Below are 17,807 nucleotides of genomic sequence, written 5' to 3'. Positions count from 1 at the left end.
CGCCAGGCAAGGGGCGCTCCCGCCGGGGTGATCCGACCCCCGTGGAAAAGCCCCGACCGGCCGGTCGGCCCGTTTCCTGAAATGTTACAAACTGGTCAGTTTGTGGTGGCGCAGGTTGCGCCCTAGTGTCGAGCCCAAGAATCCATTTTTGGGGGAAAACATGACCAGATTTGTCGCCGTTTTGGCTGCCACCACAATGCTCACCGGCATGCCGGCCTTCGCTGCACAGGACGCAGAATCAGAAGGTTGGGATGTTGCCAATCCACCGCTCGAGACGCGCGCGATCGATATCAATGTCACCGAGGGCACCTGGATGTCGCTGGATGTCAGTCCGGACGGCCAGACCATCGCCTTCGACATGCTGGGCGATATCTACACCATGCCGGTCAGCGGCGGCGCGGCGACTAATGTCTCGTCCGGCCTGCCGTGGGAAATCCAGCCTCGCTTCTCGCCCGATGGCAGCCAGATTGCCTTCACCTCCGACCGTGCCGGTGGTGACAATATCTGGATCATGGATGTCGATGGCGGCAATGTCCGCCAGCTGACCGAGGAGAGCTTCCGCCTGCTCAACAATGCCGCCTGGCACCCGTCCGGGCGCTATATCGCGGCCCGCAAGCACTTCACCACGACCCGTTCGGCCGGCACCGGAGAAATCTGGTTTTACCATGTATTGGGAGGTGGCGGCGTGCAGCTGGTCGAACGTCCCAATGAGAACTTCCAGAAGGAGTTGGGCGAACCGGTTTTCTCGCCGGATGGTCGCTATCTCTACTACACGATGAACGTGACCTCCGGGAATTCCTTCATCTACGCCCAGGACTCCAACACCAACCTGTTCGACATCCGTCGCTACGACATGGAAACCGGTGAAACCGATACCGCCGTGTCCGGGGCGGGCGGGGCTGTGCGCCCGGCGCCGTCACCGGATGGCCGCTACATGGCCTTCATCCGTCGTGACCGCATCCGCTCGGGCCTGTGGATCAAGGACCTCGATACCGGCGAGGAGCGTCGCCTGGTCGAGACCGTCGATCAGGACATGCAGGAAACCTGGGGCGTGACCGGCATGTATCCGAACATGGACTGGATGCCCGACAGCGGCTCTCTGGTCTATTGGGCCGATGGTGGCATCCAGCGTGTCGATATCGAGACCGGTGCGGTCACCAATATTCCGTTCAGCATCACCGATACCCGCGACGTGATCGATCCGCCGCGCCCGTCTGTCGAGGTGGCACCGGACACATTCCAGACCCGCATGCCGCGATTTGCAACCGCATCGCCGGACGGCAGCCAGATCGTCTATGAGACACTCGGGCAATTGTGGGTGAGGGCGGCGGACGGCGGCGAGCCGCGCCGGCTGACCCGCGATGATGGCACGCGCCGCGAAATGATGCCGACCTGGTCGGCTGATGGCCGTACCATTGCCTTTGCGACCTGGGATGATGATGCGCTGGGTTCAATCCGCACGATTTCTGTCCGCGGCGGCCGCGAGCGGGTCCTGACGAGCCAGCCCGGTCACTACCGCAATCCGCGCTTCTCGCCGGACGGCGAGACCGTCGTGTTCGAGAAAGGCTCGGGTGGCTATCTGACGGCACCGGAATGGTCGGAGAATGAAGGTGTCTACCGTGTAGCGGCCGATGGCGGCGACATGGTTCGCGTTACAGACAGCGGCTCTGATCCGCATTTCGGAGCCTCCAATGACCGCATTTTCGTGACCCGCGGCGGTGGCGGTGCGCGACTTGTCTCCATAGACCTGAATGGCAATCAGGAACGCACCCATGTGACGGGCGATCTGGTGACCGGTTATCAGGTGTCGCCGGATGGCAGTCATGTTGCCTTCCGCCAGAATTACGACGTCTTCGTGCAACCGCTCCTGCCCGGACCGCAATCGGTTTCCGGTGGCCGTGGCAGCTCGGCCCTGCCGACGGTCGAGATCTCCGGCAATGGCGGGAACTATTTCCACTGGAGCGGGGCTGGCGACGCCGTTCACTGGTCGATGGGCCCGACCTTCTTTACCGCTACGGTCGACGAGTTCCGCCCCGATCCGAGCGGCGAGCGCGAATACACCCCGCCGACGACAGGCGTTGACCTGTCGATGGCTGCTACCGCAGACCGTCCGACCGGTGTGGTGGCCCTGACCAATGCCCGCATCATCACCATGGCCGGCGAAGACGGCGGTGTGATCGAGAGTGGAACCATCATCATCGACGGCAATCGTATCGCTGCCATTGGTGCCGATGTGGCGGTGCCGGACGGCGCCCGTACGGTCGACATGTCCGGCCGGACGATCACGCCGGGCTTCATCGATGCTCATGCGCACGGACCACAGGGCACGGGCGATATCATCCCCGAGCAGAACTGGTCGGTCATCGCCCATCTGGCGCTTGGTGTGACCACCATCCATGACCCGTCGAGCCGGGCCAGCATGATTTTCCCGGCCTCCGAATACCAGCGTGCCGGCAATCTTCTGGCGCCGCGCATCTATTCGACCGGCGAGATCGTCTACGGCGCTCGCGCGGCGTCGGTCTATGCCCAGATCGACAATTACGAAGACGCGCAGGAGCATGTCTTCCGCCTTGCCTCGCAGGGTGCCCACTCGATCAAGAACTACAATCAGCCGCGGCGCGAGCAGCGCCAGCAGGTGGTGGCGGCGGCCATTGAGGCCGGTGTCGAAGTGGTCGCGGAGGGTGGCTCCAACTATCATATGGACATGGCCATGGTGGCCGACGGCAATACCTCGATCGAGCACAATCTGCCGCTCTCTGCCATCTATGAGGACGTCCTCCAGATGTATGAGCAGACCGAGGTCGCCTATACGCCGACCCTGGTGGTGACGTATGGCGGGCTTGCCGGTGACCCTTATTGGCGCCAGGCGACCGATGTCTGGCTGCATCCGATCCTGTCGCAACATGTGCCGCCGCGCATCCTGCAGGCCGGCACGGTGCGCCGGACCACGGCACCGGAGGAAGACTTCGTCGATGATGACAGTGCCCGAACGGCCCTTCTTCTGCGCAATCGTGGCGTTGAAGTGTCCATCGGCGCCCATGGCCAGCAGGAAGGCCTCGCCGCCCATTGGGAGATGTGGTCTTTCGTCCGCGGTGGCTTTACGCCGCTCCAAGCGCTGGAAACGGCGACCATCGCACCGGCCCGCCATCTGGGCTTCGACAGTGATCTTGGTTCGCTGGAAGTCGGCAAGCTGGCGGACCTGGTCGTCATGACCGCCAACCCGCTGGACGATATCGGCAATACCGACGAGATCGAATACGTCATGCTCAATGGTCGTCTCTATGACGCCGCGACGATGAACGAGACGGTCACCGGTGATCGTCAGCGCCAGCCCTATTTCTGGGAATAGCTGTGTCACGGACCTGAACCCGGGACCGGGAATGAAAAAGAGGGCGCCCCGTCGGGGCGCCCTCAGTCTTTCGGGGGGATCAGTTGTTACCTTGATGCCCGACCGTGCCGAAAAATGCAGCGAATAAAAAAAGCCCCGGGTTTGTACCCGGGGCTTTTCAAGTCTTAACCTTTGTTGTGACGGCCTAGTTCAGGCTGGCACGGAAGGAAGCGCCAACAATGCGCGGCTCGTTGACGAAACCGGTATTGTTATTGAAGTCGATGCCGCCGACGAGGTTTTCCTCATCCGTGATATTGCGGGCGAACAGGGCGATCTCGTAGTCCTGGCCACCGGACAGCTCACCGGCATAACCGACACGCAGGCCGCCTTCGAAATTGCCGTCCGAGTAGAATTCTTCCGACTCATAGAGGAAGAGGTTGGTGCGGCCCTGATAATACCAGTCGGTATAGGCGAACCACTCACCGCCATTGCCGGCCGGGATCGAATAGCGGGCCGTGAAGGACAGGATGTAGTCGGGGGCCTGCGGGAAGGGATTACCATCAACTTCGTGGAAGCCGTCGATATCGGCATCCGGATCCAGCACGGTGCACTGGGCGCAAACGCCGACTTCCAGGTCATTGTCCTGCAGTTCGGTTTCGTTCCAGGAGAAGCCGGCCGTGACGAATAGGTTGTCGGTCACGAAGATTTCGCTGTCGATCTCGAAGCCATAGCCGACGCCGCGATCGGCATTGATCAGCTGGACCAGATTGCCGGCACCGCCGACGGCAGAGAGCTGCAAGTCGTCGACCTGGTAGTAGAAGGCCGTGGCATTGAAACGCGCGCGACCATCCAGCGGTTCGGACTTGTAGCCGAGTTCGAAAGACGTCGAGGTCTCGCTGTCAGCCACTGATGGCTGGCTGAAGAAGGCAACGTCACGGGCCTGGATCGACGGGCCACGGAAGCCGCGGGCAAGGCGGGCAAAGACCGCCTGGCGGTCGTCCAGGTCGTAATAGGCCGACAGGTCCCAGCTGATCTGGTCGTCGGAAACGGACACTGGCGTCACCGGGATCGAGGTCACCACACCGATGAGATCCTTGGCGTCATGCGTGAAGCGGATACCGCCCGACAGTTCCAGATTGTCATTCAGCTGGTGGCTGACCTGACCGAAGGCTGACCACAGCGTGTTGTCGTGACGGACCGTTGTCGACGGCGGGAAACCACCATTCGGGCCGACCGTCGTGATGTCGAACTCGCTCTCGAAATAATAGGCACCGACCTGCCAGGTGGTGGCTTGGCTGTCGTCAGACGCCAGGCGGAATTCCTGGGTGAACTGCTCCAGCGTGTCGATGCCGTCCTGGGTCTCGGACGGGAAGGGGATGAAGCCCGGGCCGGTGACCAGATTGCCGCCGTCAATATCGCCGAGGCTGTAGCCGTCGGCGGACTCGAATGCGGTGATCGAGGTCAGGGTGAGGCCGGAGCCGGTGTAAAAGTTCAACGTCGCCGAGGTGCCCCAATTGTCATAGGCCTGCGGGTTGTTGAACGTGCTGTCATAGTAGACTTCATCGCGCACGAAATTGCCGTTGAGCGAATTGCTGCCAGGCGACAGGATATTGGCGCGGAACACGGCCGAGGTGCCGGTCAGAGAACGGGCATGCACGTTCAGCAGGGCGTCGAAACTGTCATTCGGCGTGAAGAAAAGCTGGGCGCGGCCGGCCATTTCATCATGGCCGCCGAGCGCATTGTTCTCGCCGGTGAAGCCATTGTCGATCCAGTCATCGCGATGCTGCGACAGCAGGGACAGGCGGGCGCTGAGCACGTCTTCGAGGATGGCACCGCCCATGGCGGCTTCCAGGTTCATCGTGCCGTAGGAGCCGGCGGTGACGCTGACATAGCCATCGGTTTCCTGGCTCGGGCGGACACTGTCGAACTTGATCGTGCCGGCTGTGGTGTTGCGACCAAACAGCGTGCCCTGCGGGCCGCGGGCGATCTCGACCTGGGCGACATCAAACAGCGGGAAGGATTTCAGGATCACGTTCTCCATCACCACATTGTCCATGATCACGGACACGGGCTGGGAGGCGGCAAGGTCAAAGTCGGTATTGCCAAGGCCGCGGATGTAGAAACGCGGGGCAACGCGACCATTGGAGCTTTCGGCATAGACCGACGGGATGCGGGCGCCGAGGCTCAGGATGTCGGCGCCACCTTCAGTGAAGGGCGCCAGGGCTTCGCCGGACGAGGCAGTCACCGAGTTGGCGACGTCCTGGATATTCTCTTCCCGGCGGGTCGTCGTCACGATGATGGTTTCGACGGTCGCGCTGGACGGCGCCGTGTCCTGGGCCATCGCGGCTGTGGGAGCCAGGCAGGCAGCCGAGAGCGCAATGGCGCTGGCGCCGGCGAGCTGGAGACGCTTGCGGGTGGAGAGTGTCTTGATCATGAGGGTGTCTTTCGAGCCAATCAAAAGTGGCTGCGACGGGCGAATTGGGGATACTTCGCGCCGCTGCAGCAAGAATGGACGCTCCGATAACGGATATTTCGTTTCTGTGACACAGAAATGTTGCGGCGCAGCAAGAAATGCTCGTGAAGTGTGGGATTGACGCATCACCTCCGGACGACCCGTTGATGGGTGAAATCAACCGGTCCCGGACCAGAGGGGGTGTTTTTCCATGATCCTGGCAAAACGTTCCGATCCGAGGTGGCGGGCCAACCAGGACTTCAGCGCGGCCCATGATTGCGCGTCAAACCAGTCGCGATCGGTGTTGGCGAACTGGCGGATGAAGGGGAAAATTCCGTAATCGGCCAATCGGTCGCGGTCACCGGTGAGGCAGCGATGTTGCTGCAGGCGCTTGTCCAGCACTGTCACAAACTCGCTCGCGGCGGCGCGGTGTTCGAGCGGATCGGCGCCTTCATACCGGGTCGCATACTTGTATCGGTCGAGATGGGGTTTGAACTGGTCGTCACAGGCGGCGATGAGGTCCAGTGATCTCTCCCGCCCTTCCAGCCAGTTCTCGGGGTCATTCTGGCCCAGCGCCCACAACATGACCTCCAGGCTTTCCTCTATGACACGGCCATCATCCAGGACAAGGACCGGAACCGTGCCTTTCGGAGAGGCGTCGAGCATGGCTTGAGGCTTGTCGCGCAGCAGGATTTCCCTGTGCTCGACCCCAAGACCACTGACGTCCAGGGCGAGGCGGCCGCGCATCGCATAGGGACATCGACGGAAGGAGTAGAGGATGGGCAGGCCGGTGCTCATCCATCGGTCTCCCGGACGGCTCCCGGCTGGCCCAGATGCCATTCACCGCGGGCCCGCGCCATTTCCTCCTGGCGATGGCGTTCGGCATAGCGCTCCCTTTGCTCGGGTGTGCGACCCTCTACACAGTGGGGGCAGGAGACGCCGACAACATGGTCCGGCGAGCGCAGGTCTTCCGGGCCCAACGGCTCGCGACAGGCATGGCAGAGCGTGTGCGAGCCCAGCTCCAGCCCGTGTTTCACTGCCACGCGGCGATCGAAAACGAAGCACTCACCGCGCCAGCGGCTCTGCGCTTCCGGTACGGTCTCGAGATATTTCAGGATACCGCCCTTGAGGTGAAAGACATCGTCGACGCCTTCCATGCGGGCAAACGCGGTCGCCTTCTCGCAGCGGATGCCGCCGGTGCAGTACATGGCGATACGGGCATCGGGGCGGGTTTCCCTGAACTGGCGGAACCAGTCGGGAAACTCGCGGAAGGAGACGGTATGCGGATTGATCGCGCCTTCGAACTGGCCGATGCGGACTTCATAGTCATTGCGCGTATCGATGGTGACCACATCCGGTGCGGAGATCAGATCGTTCCAGTCTTCCGGCTCGACATAGGTTCCAACATCATCCACCGGGTCGATATCGGTCACGCCCATGGTCACGATTTCACGCTTCAAGCGCACCTTCATCCGCAAGAAGGGCTGTGTGTCGGCATGGCTTTCCTTGTGCTCGAGCGTGTCGAAGCCAGGCAAGGCGCGCAGCTCTGCCAGAATGACGTGCACACCCGCACTGGGACCAGCAATCGTGCCATTGATTCCTTCCGGCGCCAGCAACAGGGTGCCGAAAACATTATGGTGCTCACAGGCTGACTTCAGATCAGCTTGCAGTTTTCCGTCGGCATCGAGCGGGGCGAATTTGTAGAGGGCGGCGACCAGAAAGCGGGGCATGGGTATCCGTGGATGACAATCTGCCCCGCCTATATCAGCCAAACCGGGGCGTTGTCAGGTCAGCCAACTGTGCGCGTTCGCAAAAACCAGGGGACCTGTCGGTCGTTCCAGGCGGTCCTGTCCTGCTCGCCATCTCTGCCGGCTCACCGCATGGCGTCGGCGCCCCGGCGGATATCGGCGGCCATTGCCGTCAGTGCGGCGCTATCGCCCGCAAGCTCTGCGGGACGTGTCGCGGTCGGGAAGACGCGCCCGATAGCGGAGATCGTCCGGCCCAGGTCAAGCGCCATGTCGGCATCCGCTTCGGCGATCTGTTCCAGATGGTTTCCAGCATAGCGCTGCGCGGCCCGGCTGAATCCATAGCCATCGAGATAGGGTTCCTGTGCATCGGGATTGGTGGCGAGGACTTCGTATTGCAGGACGGCGCGCTCGATCAGGTCGCTCAGGACGCGCGCATGCACACCGGCGGGGGAGATCTGCCCGCGAGGTGCGAATGCCGACGCGGCATCAATCGAGTCGATGACGTTTGTGACGTAGGCGGCAATGGCCTCGTCACTTTCGCCGCTATACGGGGCGACCGAGGCGTCGGTCATGGCGTCGCCGAACAGAGGAGCCCCTTGCGCCTCGAGCACCGGCTCGAAGTCGATGTAGATCTCGGCGATCGGATGGGCGAACATCTCGGCGCCGGCAGTCCGTTCGCCGGCTTCGAGCGCGTCAATCCCGGCGAGATAGTGAGCCCGCATCACTTCCAGAGCGATCAGGTAAACGACCGGATTGCGTTCGGCCTCGGCCGGATCAATGCCAAACTCACCACCAGAGCCGCCGCCTTGGCCTTCACCTTCACCCTCGGAAAACGTCGGGGCCGGGGCGTGGTTGGCGGCCAGATCCTGGTGCCCTTCGGGGCTCGCAGGCGTTTCGGCAGGATTGCTGCACCCGGCCAGCCCGCCCAGCAATGCCGCTGTGCCGACCGACGTCCAGATACGAGTGCGCCGCTTGATGCCCATGATACTTCCCTTCACAGATGGTTTTTGTGCATTTCGATGGCATAAACGGGTATCCGCTTTTTGAGTACATGACAATCAATCGCAGGAACGGCCATGCTCATTCATCTGCAAAAAGTCTGTCCGTCCGAACAGGTAGATCATTTACGCGACCTGATCGGGCAGGGTGGTTTCGTCGATGGGGGCACGACGGCGGGGCAGGTGGCGCGAGCCGTTAAGGCCAATGAACAGCTCGAGGCCGGAGCGCGGGTCGATACGGTCCGCAGCGAGGTCCGCAAGGCTTTGATGGCTCATGCCGGGTTTGTCAGCTTCGCCCGGCCCAAGACCCTGTCGAGGATACTCGTCTCGCGTTACCGGGACGGCATGGCCTACGGACCGCATATCGATGACGCGCTGATGGGCGGACGTCGAGCCGACCTGTCCTTCACACTCTTTCTCAGTGATCCGGACAGCTATGACGGCGGCGAACTGGTCATGGACGGACCCGATGGCGAAACCGAGATCAAGCTCGCGGCTGGCGATGCAGTCGTCTATGCGACATCGGCGATCCATCAGGTCGCGCCGGTGACACGTGGTGAGCGCGTGGCTGTTGTGGGCTGGGTGCGCAGTCTGGTCCGGCGACCGGATCAGCGCGAAATCCTGTTTGACCTCGATCAGGTCTCCGCCGCGCTGTTTGCACGTGATGGCAAGACCCGCGAGCTGGACCTGGTCCTCAAGACGAAGGCCAATCTCTTGCGGCAGTGGGCAGAAGACTGAGGACCTCGCTCCGTCAGTCGAACACCGGGGCCCGCTTTTCCAAATGTGCCATGACCGCTTCGACCTGATCGGCATTGCCCATCAGGGCTGATTGCTCGCGCGACTCGGCCATGAGGACCGTGGCCGGGTCGGCGCTGGCGGCAATGGTCAGCAGTCGTTTCGCCGCCCGCATGGCAGACGGGCTTTGTCCCGCAATACGGGTCGCCAGGGTGAAGGCCTCGGCGACCGGATCATCGGCAATCCGGGTCGCCAACCCAAGCAAGACGGCTTCGCTGCCCGCCACGTCGCGTCCGGTATAGGTCAGCTCCCGGATCTGGTCCTCGCGCATCAGTCCGGGCAGGACAACACATCCGCCCATATCGGGTACCAGGCCCCACCGGATCTCGGCGATCGACAATCGGGCATCCTTTGTCACCAGCCGAATATCGGCGCCCAGGGCGATCTGGAGTCCGCCGCCAAGGGCGCCGCCCTGGATAGCAGCGATGACCGGAACCGGCAGGTCTCGCCATTGCAGGCAGGCCTGTTGTGGCATGTTGGCGAGGCCGTGGGTGCGCTTCTCCAGCGGGTCCAGCGCGCCGGTGTCACCAGCCATGGCGGCGAAACTGCCGAAATCGAGCCCGGCGCAGAACATTCGTCCGCGCCCGCTCAGGACAACGGCCCGCACATCATCGCGCGCGGCGAGGAACTGCCCGGCCTCGTGAAGGCCTTCAAACATGGCTGGGTCGATGGCGTTGAGCTTGTCAGGACGGTCCAGTTCGACATGCGCGACCCGGTCCGTGACTGCGACGGTCACGCGGTCGGAAAATCGTTCGTGCTGCGTCATGTCAGTCTCCCTGTCTGACGGGTGTCTTGGTGCTTGTTGGCCCTGCTTCCCGAATCAATCCGGTCGGGGCGCGGTCAGGCGAGTGGCGATCCAGTCGGCGACGGGCCCGGGCGCTTCCATTGGCGCGAGATGGCCGGCGCCGGCCAGGAGGTCGATGCCGATTCCGCGCCCGGTTAGCGCCCGGCGATTGATAATGGTGGACGCGTGTTCGGCTTTGAGAACATGGATCGGTCCGGAGGCCTGATCCAGCGATGCGCCGATATCATGACCCTGAGCCTCGTAATTGGCGGCCTCCCACATCGGATTGCAGGACAGGCGCACACCGCCCTCACCATCGGACATCAGCCCGTCTTCCAGATAATCATCGAGCACGCCGTCGGCCCAGTTTCGAAAGGTCTTGTGGCGGGCATAGCGTTTGGCGGCGTCGCTGCGGGCGGGCCAGCCGTCATAGCGTTTGCGGGCCGCATTGGCGATTGCGATCCGTCCGCGCATGATGCCGCGAAACGGGCTTCGTGCGGTCAGATAGACGATCGAAGGCATGACCACCGGCTCCACCAGTGCCAGCGATGTCGGCTGGTCCTGGCGTGCAGCGCTCATCATCGCGATGATGGCACCCATGGAATGACCGGCCAGCGCATCGGCCGGACGATCGAGTGCGCCGAGCCAGGCACAAATGTCGCGGACATAAATGTGCCAGTTGTGATGCCGGTCCGGATCAACGGGCAGGCGCGATGTGCCATGACCGCGCAGGTCAGGAGCCAGAATATCGAAATCGGCCGCCAGGCGGGACAGGACCGAGCGGTAGGCGCTGGCGCAGAACCCGTTGGCATGGATGAAGACCAGTCGCGGCTTGTCGGGGGCGGGCCAGGCCAGCCCGGCCAGGTGGCCGTCGGGAAGCGCATGCCGGAAACGTTGGGGCGCTGGTCCGTCCGGTGTTGGGTTCATGGTGACCGGTCCTTTGCTGTGGTCGTCGGCGAGGCTAGCGGCAGGGACTGGCGGGCACGAGGGCGGATGACACTTGTGGCCGCATGGCGGTCATTCGGGCCTGTCGAGATACACCTTCTGCGTGCGAGGGGTTTTGCGCTATACTGGGCATCATGCCTGACCGTATTGGCCTGAACGGATTGGCCGGAACGCATTGGAGAGATACATGTTGAGCCGCAATTTCAAGCTGGACGAGTTTACCCGGTCCGACACGGCCGATGAGCTCGGTGACCCCAATACCCCCGACGAGCCGCACATGAGGGCCCTGCACGGCCTGGCCTGTGGCATGGAGCAGGTTCGACGGATTTTGGGCGACCGGGCCATCACCATCACATCGGGATACCGAAATCCCGTGGTCAACAAGGCGGTGGGCGGCGTCAGCAATTCCGCCCATGCCCTGGGCTATGCTGCGGACTTCTCGGTCAAGGGCATGGAGCCGGTTGATGTGGCGCGCGCGCTTGAGGCCTCGCCCCTGGCCTTTGACCAGCTGATCTATGAGGCCTCGCGCCGTATCAATCATATCAGCTTTGACCCCCGCATGCGGCGGGAGGTAAAAACCCAGAAGGGTGGCGCCGGGACGGCAGTTGTCTGGGGCATTGTTGACTAGTTCGTCGCGTCCCCGATCGTGGCGTCCGGTGCCTCGAAGACGGTAATGCCGTCACGGGCCAGGCCGGACGTCCATAACTCGCCCTGCCAGACCAAGGCCGTTGTCGTACCTTCGGCGCCGTCGGATGGCCCGGTCAGGCCGAAGACTGCCTGGCCGTCAGTATCAACGGCGATCGCCATGGCGGGGGTATCGGGCAATGGCGGCAGACCGGCCAGCTGCAGCCAGCGCCAGACCAGGCGTTTGACCAGGGGGCGGGCATGCAAAGCTTCCAGGTCGACGGCACGCGGCGAAGGCATGGCGGTCCAGATCAGGCCGGTCTCGGCGTCAAATTCCAGATTGTCTGGATAGCCGGGCAGGCCTTCGATCAGAATGTCCAGATCGCCACTGTCCGGATCGAGCTGCCAGATACGGCCGGTCCAGGTTTCATTGATATAGACCAGGCCCGTCAGAGGGTCGTGATCGACCCCGTTGATAAAGCCCAGGCCGCCAACCAGTTCGGACATGTCGTCGGGGCCGGTGACCATCAGGATGCGTCCCGTCTGCTCGCCTTCCAGGAAGGATGTCAGATGGGCGCCATAGCCATGGCGTAGCGAGGCATCGGTGAGGATGATGCGGCCATCGTCCAGCACGGTGAGGTCGTCAGCAAAGACCAGTTCGCCGCCATCCCGGGCTGAAGCGATCCAGGTTTCCCAGCCATCGGGTGTCTGGCGCAACAAGCCACGCAGCGCATCCGCGACAAACAAGGTGCCATCGGGAGCAAAGCTCAGACCCAGCGGCCGCCCGCCGGTGTCGGCGACCTGGGTCCAGTGCCCCTCGACATCCCGCGCCATGATGCGGCCATCGGCCAGCGAAGCGTAAAGTCGGCCATCCGGGCCCGGCTCGAGATCCTCGGCGCCGTGAAGCTCCGGCATTTCCGTCCGCGTCACAGGTCGGGTGGTTTCGAACAGCCCGTCCAGGCGTGGGTCGGGCGGGGGCACGACCATCCGCATGGCGTCGATCGAGCCGGGGCCATAGGTCGCCAGACCCATCACGATGACCAGGCCCGCCAGGACCATCAGGACTATCCGCATTCAACCCTCCTGAAACAGTGCCACAGCTAAACCCATCTTGTCGGCCAGGCCCAGTGTTATCGTAGGGCGTCAGGTCGTCATCACGGCCATCGCTCTTGCACCGGACGCGGGCGTTCGCCGTCGCGGCCATAGAGATTGACCTCAAGCGAAGAGATGGCGTGGACCAGCGTATTCGGCGCGATGGTCTGTCGGCCTGTCCAGGCAATCTTCGGGAAGCGTTCGAAAATCTTGCGGAAAGCCGATTGCAATTGCATCTGGGCAATCCGGCTACCGAGGCATTTGTGGGCGCCATGGCCAAAAGCCAGGTGCTTGTCGCCATTCTCCCGGGTCATGTCGAAACGGTCCGGGTCGGGAAAGACCGACGGGTCCCGATTGGCAGCCGGATACCAAAGGACAACCTTCTCGTCCCTGGCGATGCGCTGACCGTTGAGCTCGGTGTCTTCCATGGCCGTGCGACGCATGTGCTGAACCGGAGAAATCATGCGCAGGGCTTCATTGGTCATCGCCGGGATCAGGGATGGGTCTGACAGGATCGCCTCACGCTGGTCTTCGAATTGGGTCATCAGGCGGATGGTCCCGGACAGCGAGTTTCGCGAGGTGTCATTGCCGGCGAAGATGATGAGCAGCCAGGACCCGTCCAGATACTCCTGGGGCAGGGGCTTGCCGGCCATCTCGGTATTGGCAATCGCGGTCATCAGGTCGCGGCGCGGATTGGCCCGTCGCTCGGCCATGACGCGCTCGCCATAGGCAAACATCGCGTTGACATGGTGATAGAATTTGATCGGGAACCAGGGACGTCGAGACAGCAGGGACCAGGGATTGACGAAATACTGGTTGGCCAGTTCGAGATAATGCATCCACTCAATGATCTTCGGCCGGTCCGCCTCATCGACACCGAGCATCTCGCACAGCGTGAAGAGCGGCAGTTCCTGCGAGAACAGTTTCACGAAATCCACGACCGGGCCGCGTCTTTCCATCTCGTCGAGCAGGTCATCAATCTTCGCATCGACACGCTCTTGCAGTTCAGAGACAAAGCGCGGGATGAAGAAGTCCTTTTGCTGGATCCGCATCTGCATGTGATGCGGCTGATCCAGGTTGATGATCGAGTTGAAGGCGGCGGGGATCAGCTTCTTGGGCTTCCATTCCTTCCGCGGCATCACGAACATGTTGATGCTGCCGCGTTCCGAGGAATAGATCTCTGGTGCCAGTTCGACCGTCTTGATGTCGTCATAGCGTGTAACCGACCAATAGCCGGCCTTCGACTTGTCGGCGCTCTGCCACATCACCGGCGCCTGTTCGCGCATCTTCCTGAAGAAGTCGTGCGGATGGCCCGATGTCCAGGCAGCCGGATCCCACAGTTTGAAGTCGTCAAAGCCCGGATAGGTCGCACCGAAGCCGGGCTCGGTCTGTGGGCGGTCTTCCAGAATGACATCGCTGACGAGTTGCATGAGGTCCAAGCTTTCCTGCGCTCAAGTGAACAGTGTTCGTTTTTTCAGGCTAAGGCGGTGTGGCCGGCCTTGGCAAGCGGCAAACGGGCCAGGCAGAGGAAACCGTCGGGCCTCATGGCCCTGGCTGTTCCATGGCCCTGACCGGTCCGTGGAACGACTTGTCACGTCGTTGAAACGGCGACACCGTGCTCCCGCGTCGATTTCGACCCCACTTCCCGATCCGCTCCAAGGAGGCCGACATGGCTGTTTCCGATCAAATTCCGACTGCCTCGGGCTTTCACGCCAAGAGCACAGGCGACGAGGTCCTCGCAGGTCTCAACTTGTCTGGCAAAACGGCAATCGTCACCGGCGGCTATAGCGGAATCGGCCTTGAAACGGTGCGCAGTCTCGCCGCCAGGGGCGTCTCGGTCATTGTGCCGGTCCGCTCACCCGACAAGGCGGCAGAGGCCCTGGCGGGGATCACGGGAGATGTCTCGACCGCGCCCATGGACCTGGCGGACCTGGCCTCGGTTCGCGGCTTTGCGGACAGCGTGTCTGGTCGGCTGGCCCGGCTTGACCTGTTGATCAACAATGCCGGCATCATGGCCTGTCCTGAAGCACGGGTCGGGCCGGGCTGGGAATCGCAGTTCGGCATCAATCATATGGGGCATTTTGCCCTGACGCTGTCATTGCTGCCTCTGCTGAAAAAGACTGCGGGCGCGCGTGTGGTCGCGCTCTCCTCTACCGCTCACAAACTGTCTGATATCCGCTGGGACGATATCCAGTATCGCGACACGCCCTATGACAAATGGCAGGCCTATGGTCAGGCCAAGACCGCCAATGCGCTGTTTGCCAACGGCTTGTCACGGCGTCTGCAGGACAATGGCGGGCTCGCCTTCTCGGTCCATCCCGGCGGCATCTTCACCCCGCTCCAGCGCCATTTGCCGCAAGAGGAAATGATCGCGCTGGGGTGGCTGGGCGAGGATGGCGAGCCGTCGGAACTGGCCCGTCAGGGCTTCAAGACCCCCGAGCAGGGGTGTTCGACCACGCTGTGGGCGGCGACGGCAGCAGACCTTGCCGGCAAGCCGGGCGTCTATTGCGAGAACGCCGATATCGCCGCTCCGACCGACCCGTCCAGCCCGATGGCCCGCTATGGCGGGGTCGATGCCCATGCCTGCAGCGACGAGTCGGCGGAACGCCTGTGGGCGGTCAGCGAGGCGCTGCTGGCACAGGCTTGAGGCGAAATTTTATCCGCTCGCCTCAGAGCGGATAGTCACGCTCGGCGTCGATGCCGGCTGTCTCGAGGAATTTCCGCACGGCGCGGACTTCATCCTTTGGCAGGCTGTGCTGGGCGTGATGGAAGCTCGCCGTATGTCCGTTGAGGGTGACCGAGAATTTGGCCCCGCTGCGTTCATGCAGTTCCGCTCCCAGGTCCGACAGGACGTGCTCGACATCAGCCGGCGCCAGATTGGCCGGTTCCGGATGGGCGAACAGGGCGTGCAGGATCTTGCGGTGTTTGTGGTTCATGGAGGTCTCCTCTTGTCCGCCTTCACGCTAGGCTTGCAGCCGGCACGATGCGATGCGACCAAACCGCCTGCGACGCTCCGCCTCAGGGGCCTGTCGGACGGTTTGCCCGTCCAGACTTGCTGCCAGAGGCGCATGGGTGCCGTTTGGGCTACCTTTTACGGGCCCGCTGGCCCAAGCTGTGAGCCGGACCGACAGGACATGTCACAATGGACAAGACGCTATACCGCGCGCAATTGCTCGATGCCCAGATCAATCTGGTCGACCTGCAACGTCACATCATCGCCAGGGATTTGCGCCTTCTGATCCTTTTCGAGGGCAGGGACAGTTCTGGCAAGGATGGCGTCATCAAGCGCATCTCGGAGCATCAAAGCCCGCGTGAGACCCGCGTCGTGGCGCTTGGCAAACCCAGTGAGCGCGACCGCAGTTCCTGGTATTTCCAGCGCTGGACCTCCTATCTTCCGGCCCAGGGCGAGACGGCGCTGTTCAACCGCTCCTGGTATAATCGGGCCGGTGTCGAGAAGGTGATGGGGTTCTGCTCTGACGCCCAGTATGAGAGCTTCCTGGCCGATGTCGGCGCGTTCGAGAAGATTCTGATCGACGACGGTCTGATCCTGCTCAAATACTATCTCGACATCTCAAAGGACGAGCAGATATCCCGCCTCGAGGATCGGCGTCAGAACCCGCTCAAGACCTGGAAGATCAGTCCGATCGATGCCGTCGCCGTCGCGAAATGGGACGATTATTCAAAGGCGCGCAATCGCATGCTCACCGACACCTGCCAGCCCCTGCCCTGGCGGGTGGTCAAGGCTGACAACAAGCGCGTCGCACGGTTGACGGTGATCAACGACATTCTCAGGACCATTGATTGTGGCGGCTATTCCAGGCCGGTCCCGGTCCATGACATCGACCAGCTGCAATATTGGGGCAAGCCGGATGCGAGCGGCACATTCCTGGCCCCCTGAGTCAGGGCAGATTGCCCGCTCGACCGGCGCCGACTACTGCTTTGAGGTGATCCGACCGGCATCGATCAATTGCTGGAAATGCTCGGTCAGCGTGGCTTGCAGCGGGCGGTAGGTCATGCCCAGCGCGGTTCGGCTCTTGGCATTGTCAGCAATGAAGGGAATGCCGACATTGCGGCTGACCATTTTGCGCGTCAGTGCCGGATTGATCATCGGTCCGGCCAGCCAGACCAGGAATTTCGGCAGAATGGATTTGCCGAATTTATAGTCTGATCCGAAATGGTCACGCAGGACCGCACTCATTTCGACAAATCCCGTATTATGCGCTGACAGGATGTGACGACCTTCCGCCTGCGGGGTGAAGCCCGCCTTGATATGCGCCGCAGCGACATCGCGGACATCGACGGCCCCGATGCGGAAATCGGGAACGCCCGCGGCCATCGTCCCGTCCCCGATCTGGGTGATCAGCGCATAGCTCTCGCCGGAGGTCATCGGATCAATGCCGGGGCCGAGGATGAGTGACGGGTTGATGGTCACAAGGTCCCAGCGTGACTGGGCACCGGCGATTTCCCAGGCGGCCTTTTCGGCCAGGGTCTTGGAGAAGGAATAGGCCTGGTGGCGAAGGGACGAGCTGGTATTCCACACCGCCTCGGTCAGCTTGCGCTCCGGCATGGCGGCGATATCGGCATTGTCGCCATAGATGGCGGCGCAGCTGGAGGTCAGCACGACGCGTTTCACGCTTTCGGTGGCGTTCGCGGCCGTCAGCACATTGCGTGTCCCCTCAACCGCCGGGTCAACCAGATCGCGCTGCGGATCGGCGACATGGGCGATGAAGGGCGAGGCGGTGTGGATCACCAGCTCGCATCCGGTCATGGCCGGGCCGAACGCCTCCGGATCCCGCAGATCAGCCCGAAAATACCGGATCGAGCCGGGCGAGGTCGCCGCCAGCGCGTCCAGTGCGGCCAGTCGGTCCCGCTTGTCCGGATCGCGGACCGTGGCGTGCACCGTGTGCCCGGCGTCGAGCAATTGCGCGATGATCACTCCGGCCAGATAGCCGGTCCCGCCGGTCACCAGGATCGGGGCGTCAGGATTGATGGCGGTCATGGCAAGGCTCCGGGCGGGTGAGGGCAGACCTTCCGACAGAAG

15 protein-coding genes are annotated in these 17,807 nt (G+C 62.5%); 5 read left to right on the top strand and 10 right to left on the bottom strand.

Features of this window, described 5'->3' with window-relative positions:
• Positions 1-160 precede the first annotated feature (160 nt).
• Complete coding sequence (locus tag MMAR10_RS08715) at positions 161-3,349, top strand: amidohydrolase family protein (RefSeq protein WP_011643619.1); 3,189 nt, start codon at positions 161-163, stop codon at positions 3,347-3,349.
• Between the two features lie 184 nt (positions 3,350-3,533).
• On the opposite strand, the gene MMAR10_RS08710 is transcribed toward MMAR10_RS08715, so the two are convergent.
• The 4 genes from MMAR10_RS08710 to MMAR10_RS08695 form a co-directional block, all read right to left on the bottom strand.
• Positions 3,534-5,762, bottom strand: a complete 2,229-nt coding sequence (locus MMAR10_RS08710) for a TonB-dependent receptor (RefSeq protein ID WP_011643618.1) — start codon at positions 5,760-5,762, stop codon at positions 3,534-3,536.
• Between the two features lie 195 nt (positions 5,763-5,957).
• Positions 5,958-6,578, bottom strand: a complete 621-nt coding sequence (locus MMAR10_RS08705) for a glutathione S-transferase (RefSeq protein ID WP_011643617.1) — start codon at positions 6,576-6,578, stop codon at positions 5,958-5,960.
• The gene (locus MMAR10_RS08700) at positions 6,575-7,510 is read right to left on the bottom strand and encodes a rhodanese-related sulfurtransferase (RefSeq protein WP_011643616.1); all 936 of its coding nucleotides are present in this window, start codon (positions 7,508-7,510) and stop codon (positions 6,575-6,577) included. The genes MMAR10_RS08705 and MMAR10_RS08700 overlap by 4 nt, the downstream gene beginning before the upstream one ends.
• A gap of 143 nt (positions 7,511-7,653) precedes the next feature.
• A complete protein-coding gene (locus tag MMAR10_RS08695) occupies positions 7,654-8,511 on the bottom strand; it encodes a hypothetical protein (protein ID WP_011643615.1) in 858 nt (285 codons plus the stop codon).
• Between the two features lie 93 nt (positions 8,512-8,604).
• Here MMAR10_RS08695 and MMAR10_RS08690 point away from each other — a divergent pair, with 93 nt between their 5' ends.
• Positions 8,605-9,264 carry a Fe2+-dependent dioxygenase gene (locus MMAR10_RS08690; protein ID WP_011643614.1) on the top strand — a complete coding sequence of 220 codons (660 nt, stop codon included), beginning with the start codon at positions 8,605-8,607 and terminating at the stop codon, positions 9,262-9,264.
• Between the two features lie 13 nt (positions 9,265-9,277).
• Here MMAR10_RS08690 and MMAR10_RS08685 read toward each other — a convergent pair whose 3' ends face one another.
• Positions 9,278-10,087: a crotonase/enoyl-CoA hydratase family protein gene (locus MMAR10_RS08685; RefSeq protein WP_011643613.1), complete on the bottom strand. Its 810-nt coding sequence runs from the start codon at positions 10,085-10,087 to the stop codon at positions 9,278-9,280.
• Positions 10,088-10,141: 54 nt separating this feature from the next.
• Positions 10,142-11,032: an alpha/beta hydrolase gene (locus MMAR10_RS08680; RefSeq protein WP_011643612.1), complete on the bottom strand. Its 891-nt coding sequence runs from the start codon at positions 11,030-11,032 to the stop codon at positions 10,142-10,144.
• A 205-nt stretch (positions 11,033-11,237) separates the two neighbouring features.
• Between MMAR10_RS08680 and MMAR10_RS08675 the strand changes: the two genes are divergently transcribed.
• The gene (locus MMAR10_RS08675; RefSeq protein ID WP_011643611.1) at positions 11,238-11,678 is read left to right on the top strand and encodes a D-Ala-D-Ala carboxypeptidase family metallohydrolase; all 441 of its coding nucleotides are present in this window, start codon (positions 11,238-11,240) and stop codon (positions 11,676-11,678) included.
• Here the strand turns inward: MMAR10_RS08675 and MMAR10_RS08670 are convergent.
• Positions 11,675-12,748: an SMP-30/gluconolactonase/LRE family protein gene (locus tag MMAR10_RS08670; protein WP_011643610.1), complete on the bottom strand. Its 1,074-nt coding sequence runs from the start codon at positions 12,746-12,748 to the stop codon at positions 11,675-11,677. The two genes, MMAR10_RS08675 and MMAR10_RS08670, sit on opposite strands and share 4 nt — an antisense overlap.
• Before the next feature lie 80 nt (positions 12,749-12,828).
• Positions 12,829-14,196, bottom strand: coding sequence for a cytochrome P450 (locus MMAR10_RS08665; RefSeq protein WP_011643609.1), 1,368 nt, complete (start codon positions 14,194-14,196; stop codon positions 12,829-12,831).
• Positions 14,197-14,435: 239 nt separating this feature from the next.
• Here MMAR10_RS08665 and MMAR10_RS08660 point away from each other — a divergent pair, with 239 nt between their 5' ends.
• The gene (locus MMAR10_RS08660; protein ID WP_011643608.1) at positions 14,436-15,413 is read left to right on the top strand and encodes an oxidoreductase; all 978 of its coding nucleotides are present in this window, start codon (positions 14,436-14,438) and stop codon (positions 15,411-15,413) included.
• Positions 15,414-15,435: 22 nt separating this feature from the next.
• On the opposite strand, the gene MMAR10_RS08655 is transcribed toward MMAR10_RS08660, so the two are convergent.
• Positions 15,436-15,702, bottom strand: coding sequence for a hypothetical protein (locus MMAR10_RS08655; protein ID WP_011643607.1), 267 nt, complete (start codon positions 15,700-15,702; stop codon positions 15,436-15,438).
• A 206-nt stretch (positions 15,703-15,908) separates the two neighbouring features.
• Here MMAR10_RS08655 and ppk2 point away from each other — a divergent pair, with 206 nt between their 5' ends.
• On the top strand, positions 15,909-16,664 hold the full coding sequence (gene ppk2 / locus MMAR10_RS08650) for a polyphosphate kinase 2 (protein ID WP_011643606.1): 756 nt from the start codon (positions 15,909-15,911) through the stop codon (positions 16,662-16,664).
• Between the two features lie 33 nt (positions 16,665-16,697).
• Here the strand turns inward: ppk2 and MMAR10_RS08645 are convergent, their stop codons facing one another.
• Positions 16,698-17,765 carry an NAD-dependent epimerase/dehydratase family protein gene (locus tag MMAR10_RS08645; RefSeq protein WP_011643605.1) on the bottom strand — a complete coding sequence of 356 codons (1,068 nt, stop codon included), beginning with the start codon at positions 17,763-17,765 and terminating at the stop codon, positions 16,698-16,700.
• Positions 17,766-17,807 lie beyond the last annotated feature (42 nt).

Source organism: Maricaulis maris MCS10, assembly GCF_000014745.1.
In the GTDB taxonomy this organism is placed as follows: Bacteria; Pseudomonadota; Alphaproteobacteria; order Caulobacterales; family Maricaulaceae; genus Maricaulis; species Maricaulis maris_A.
Note: the sequence above shows the minus strand (reverse complement) of the source record. Positions and strands in the feature narration are given on the sequence as shown.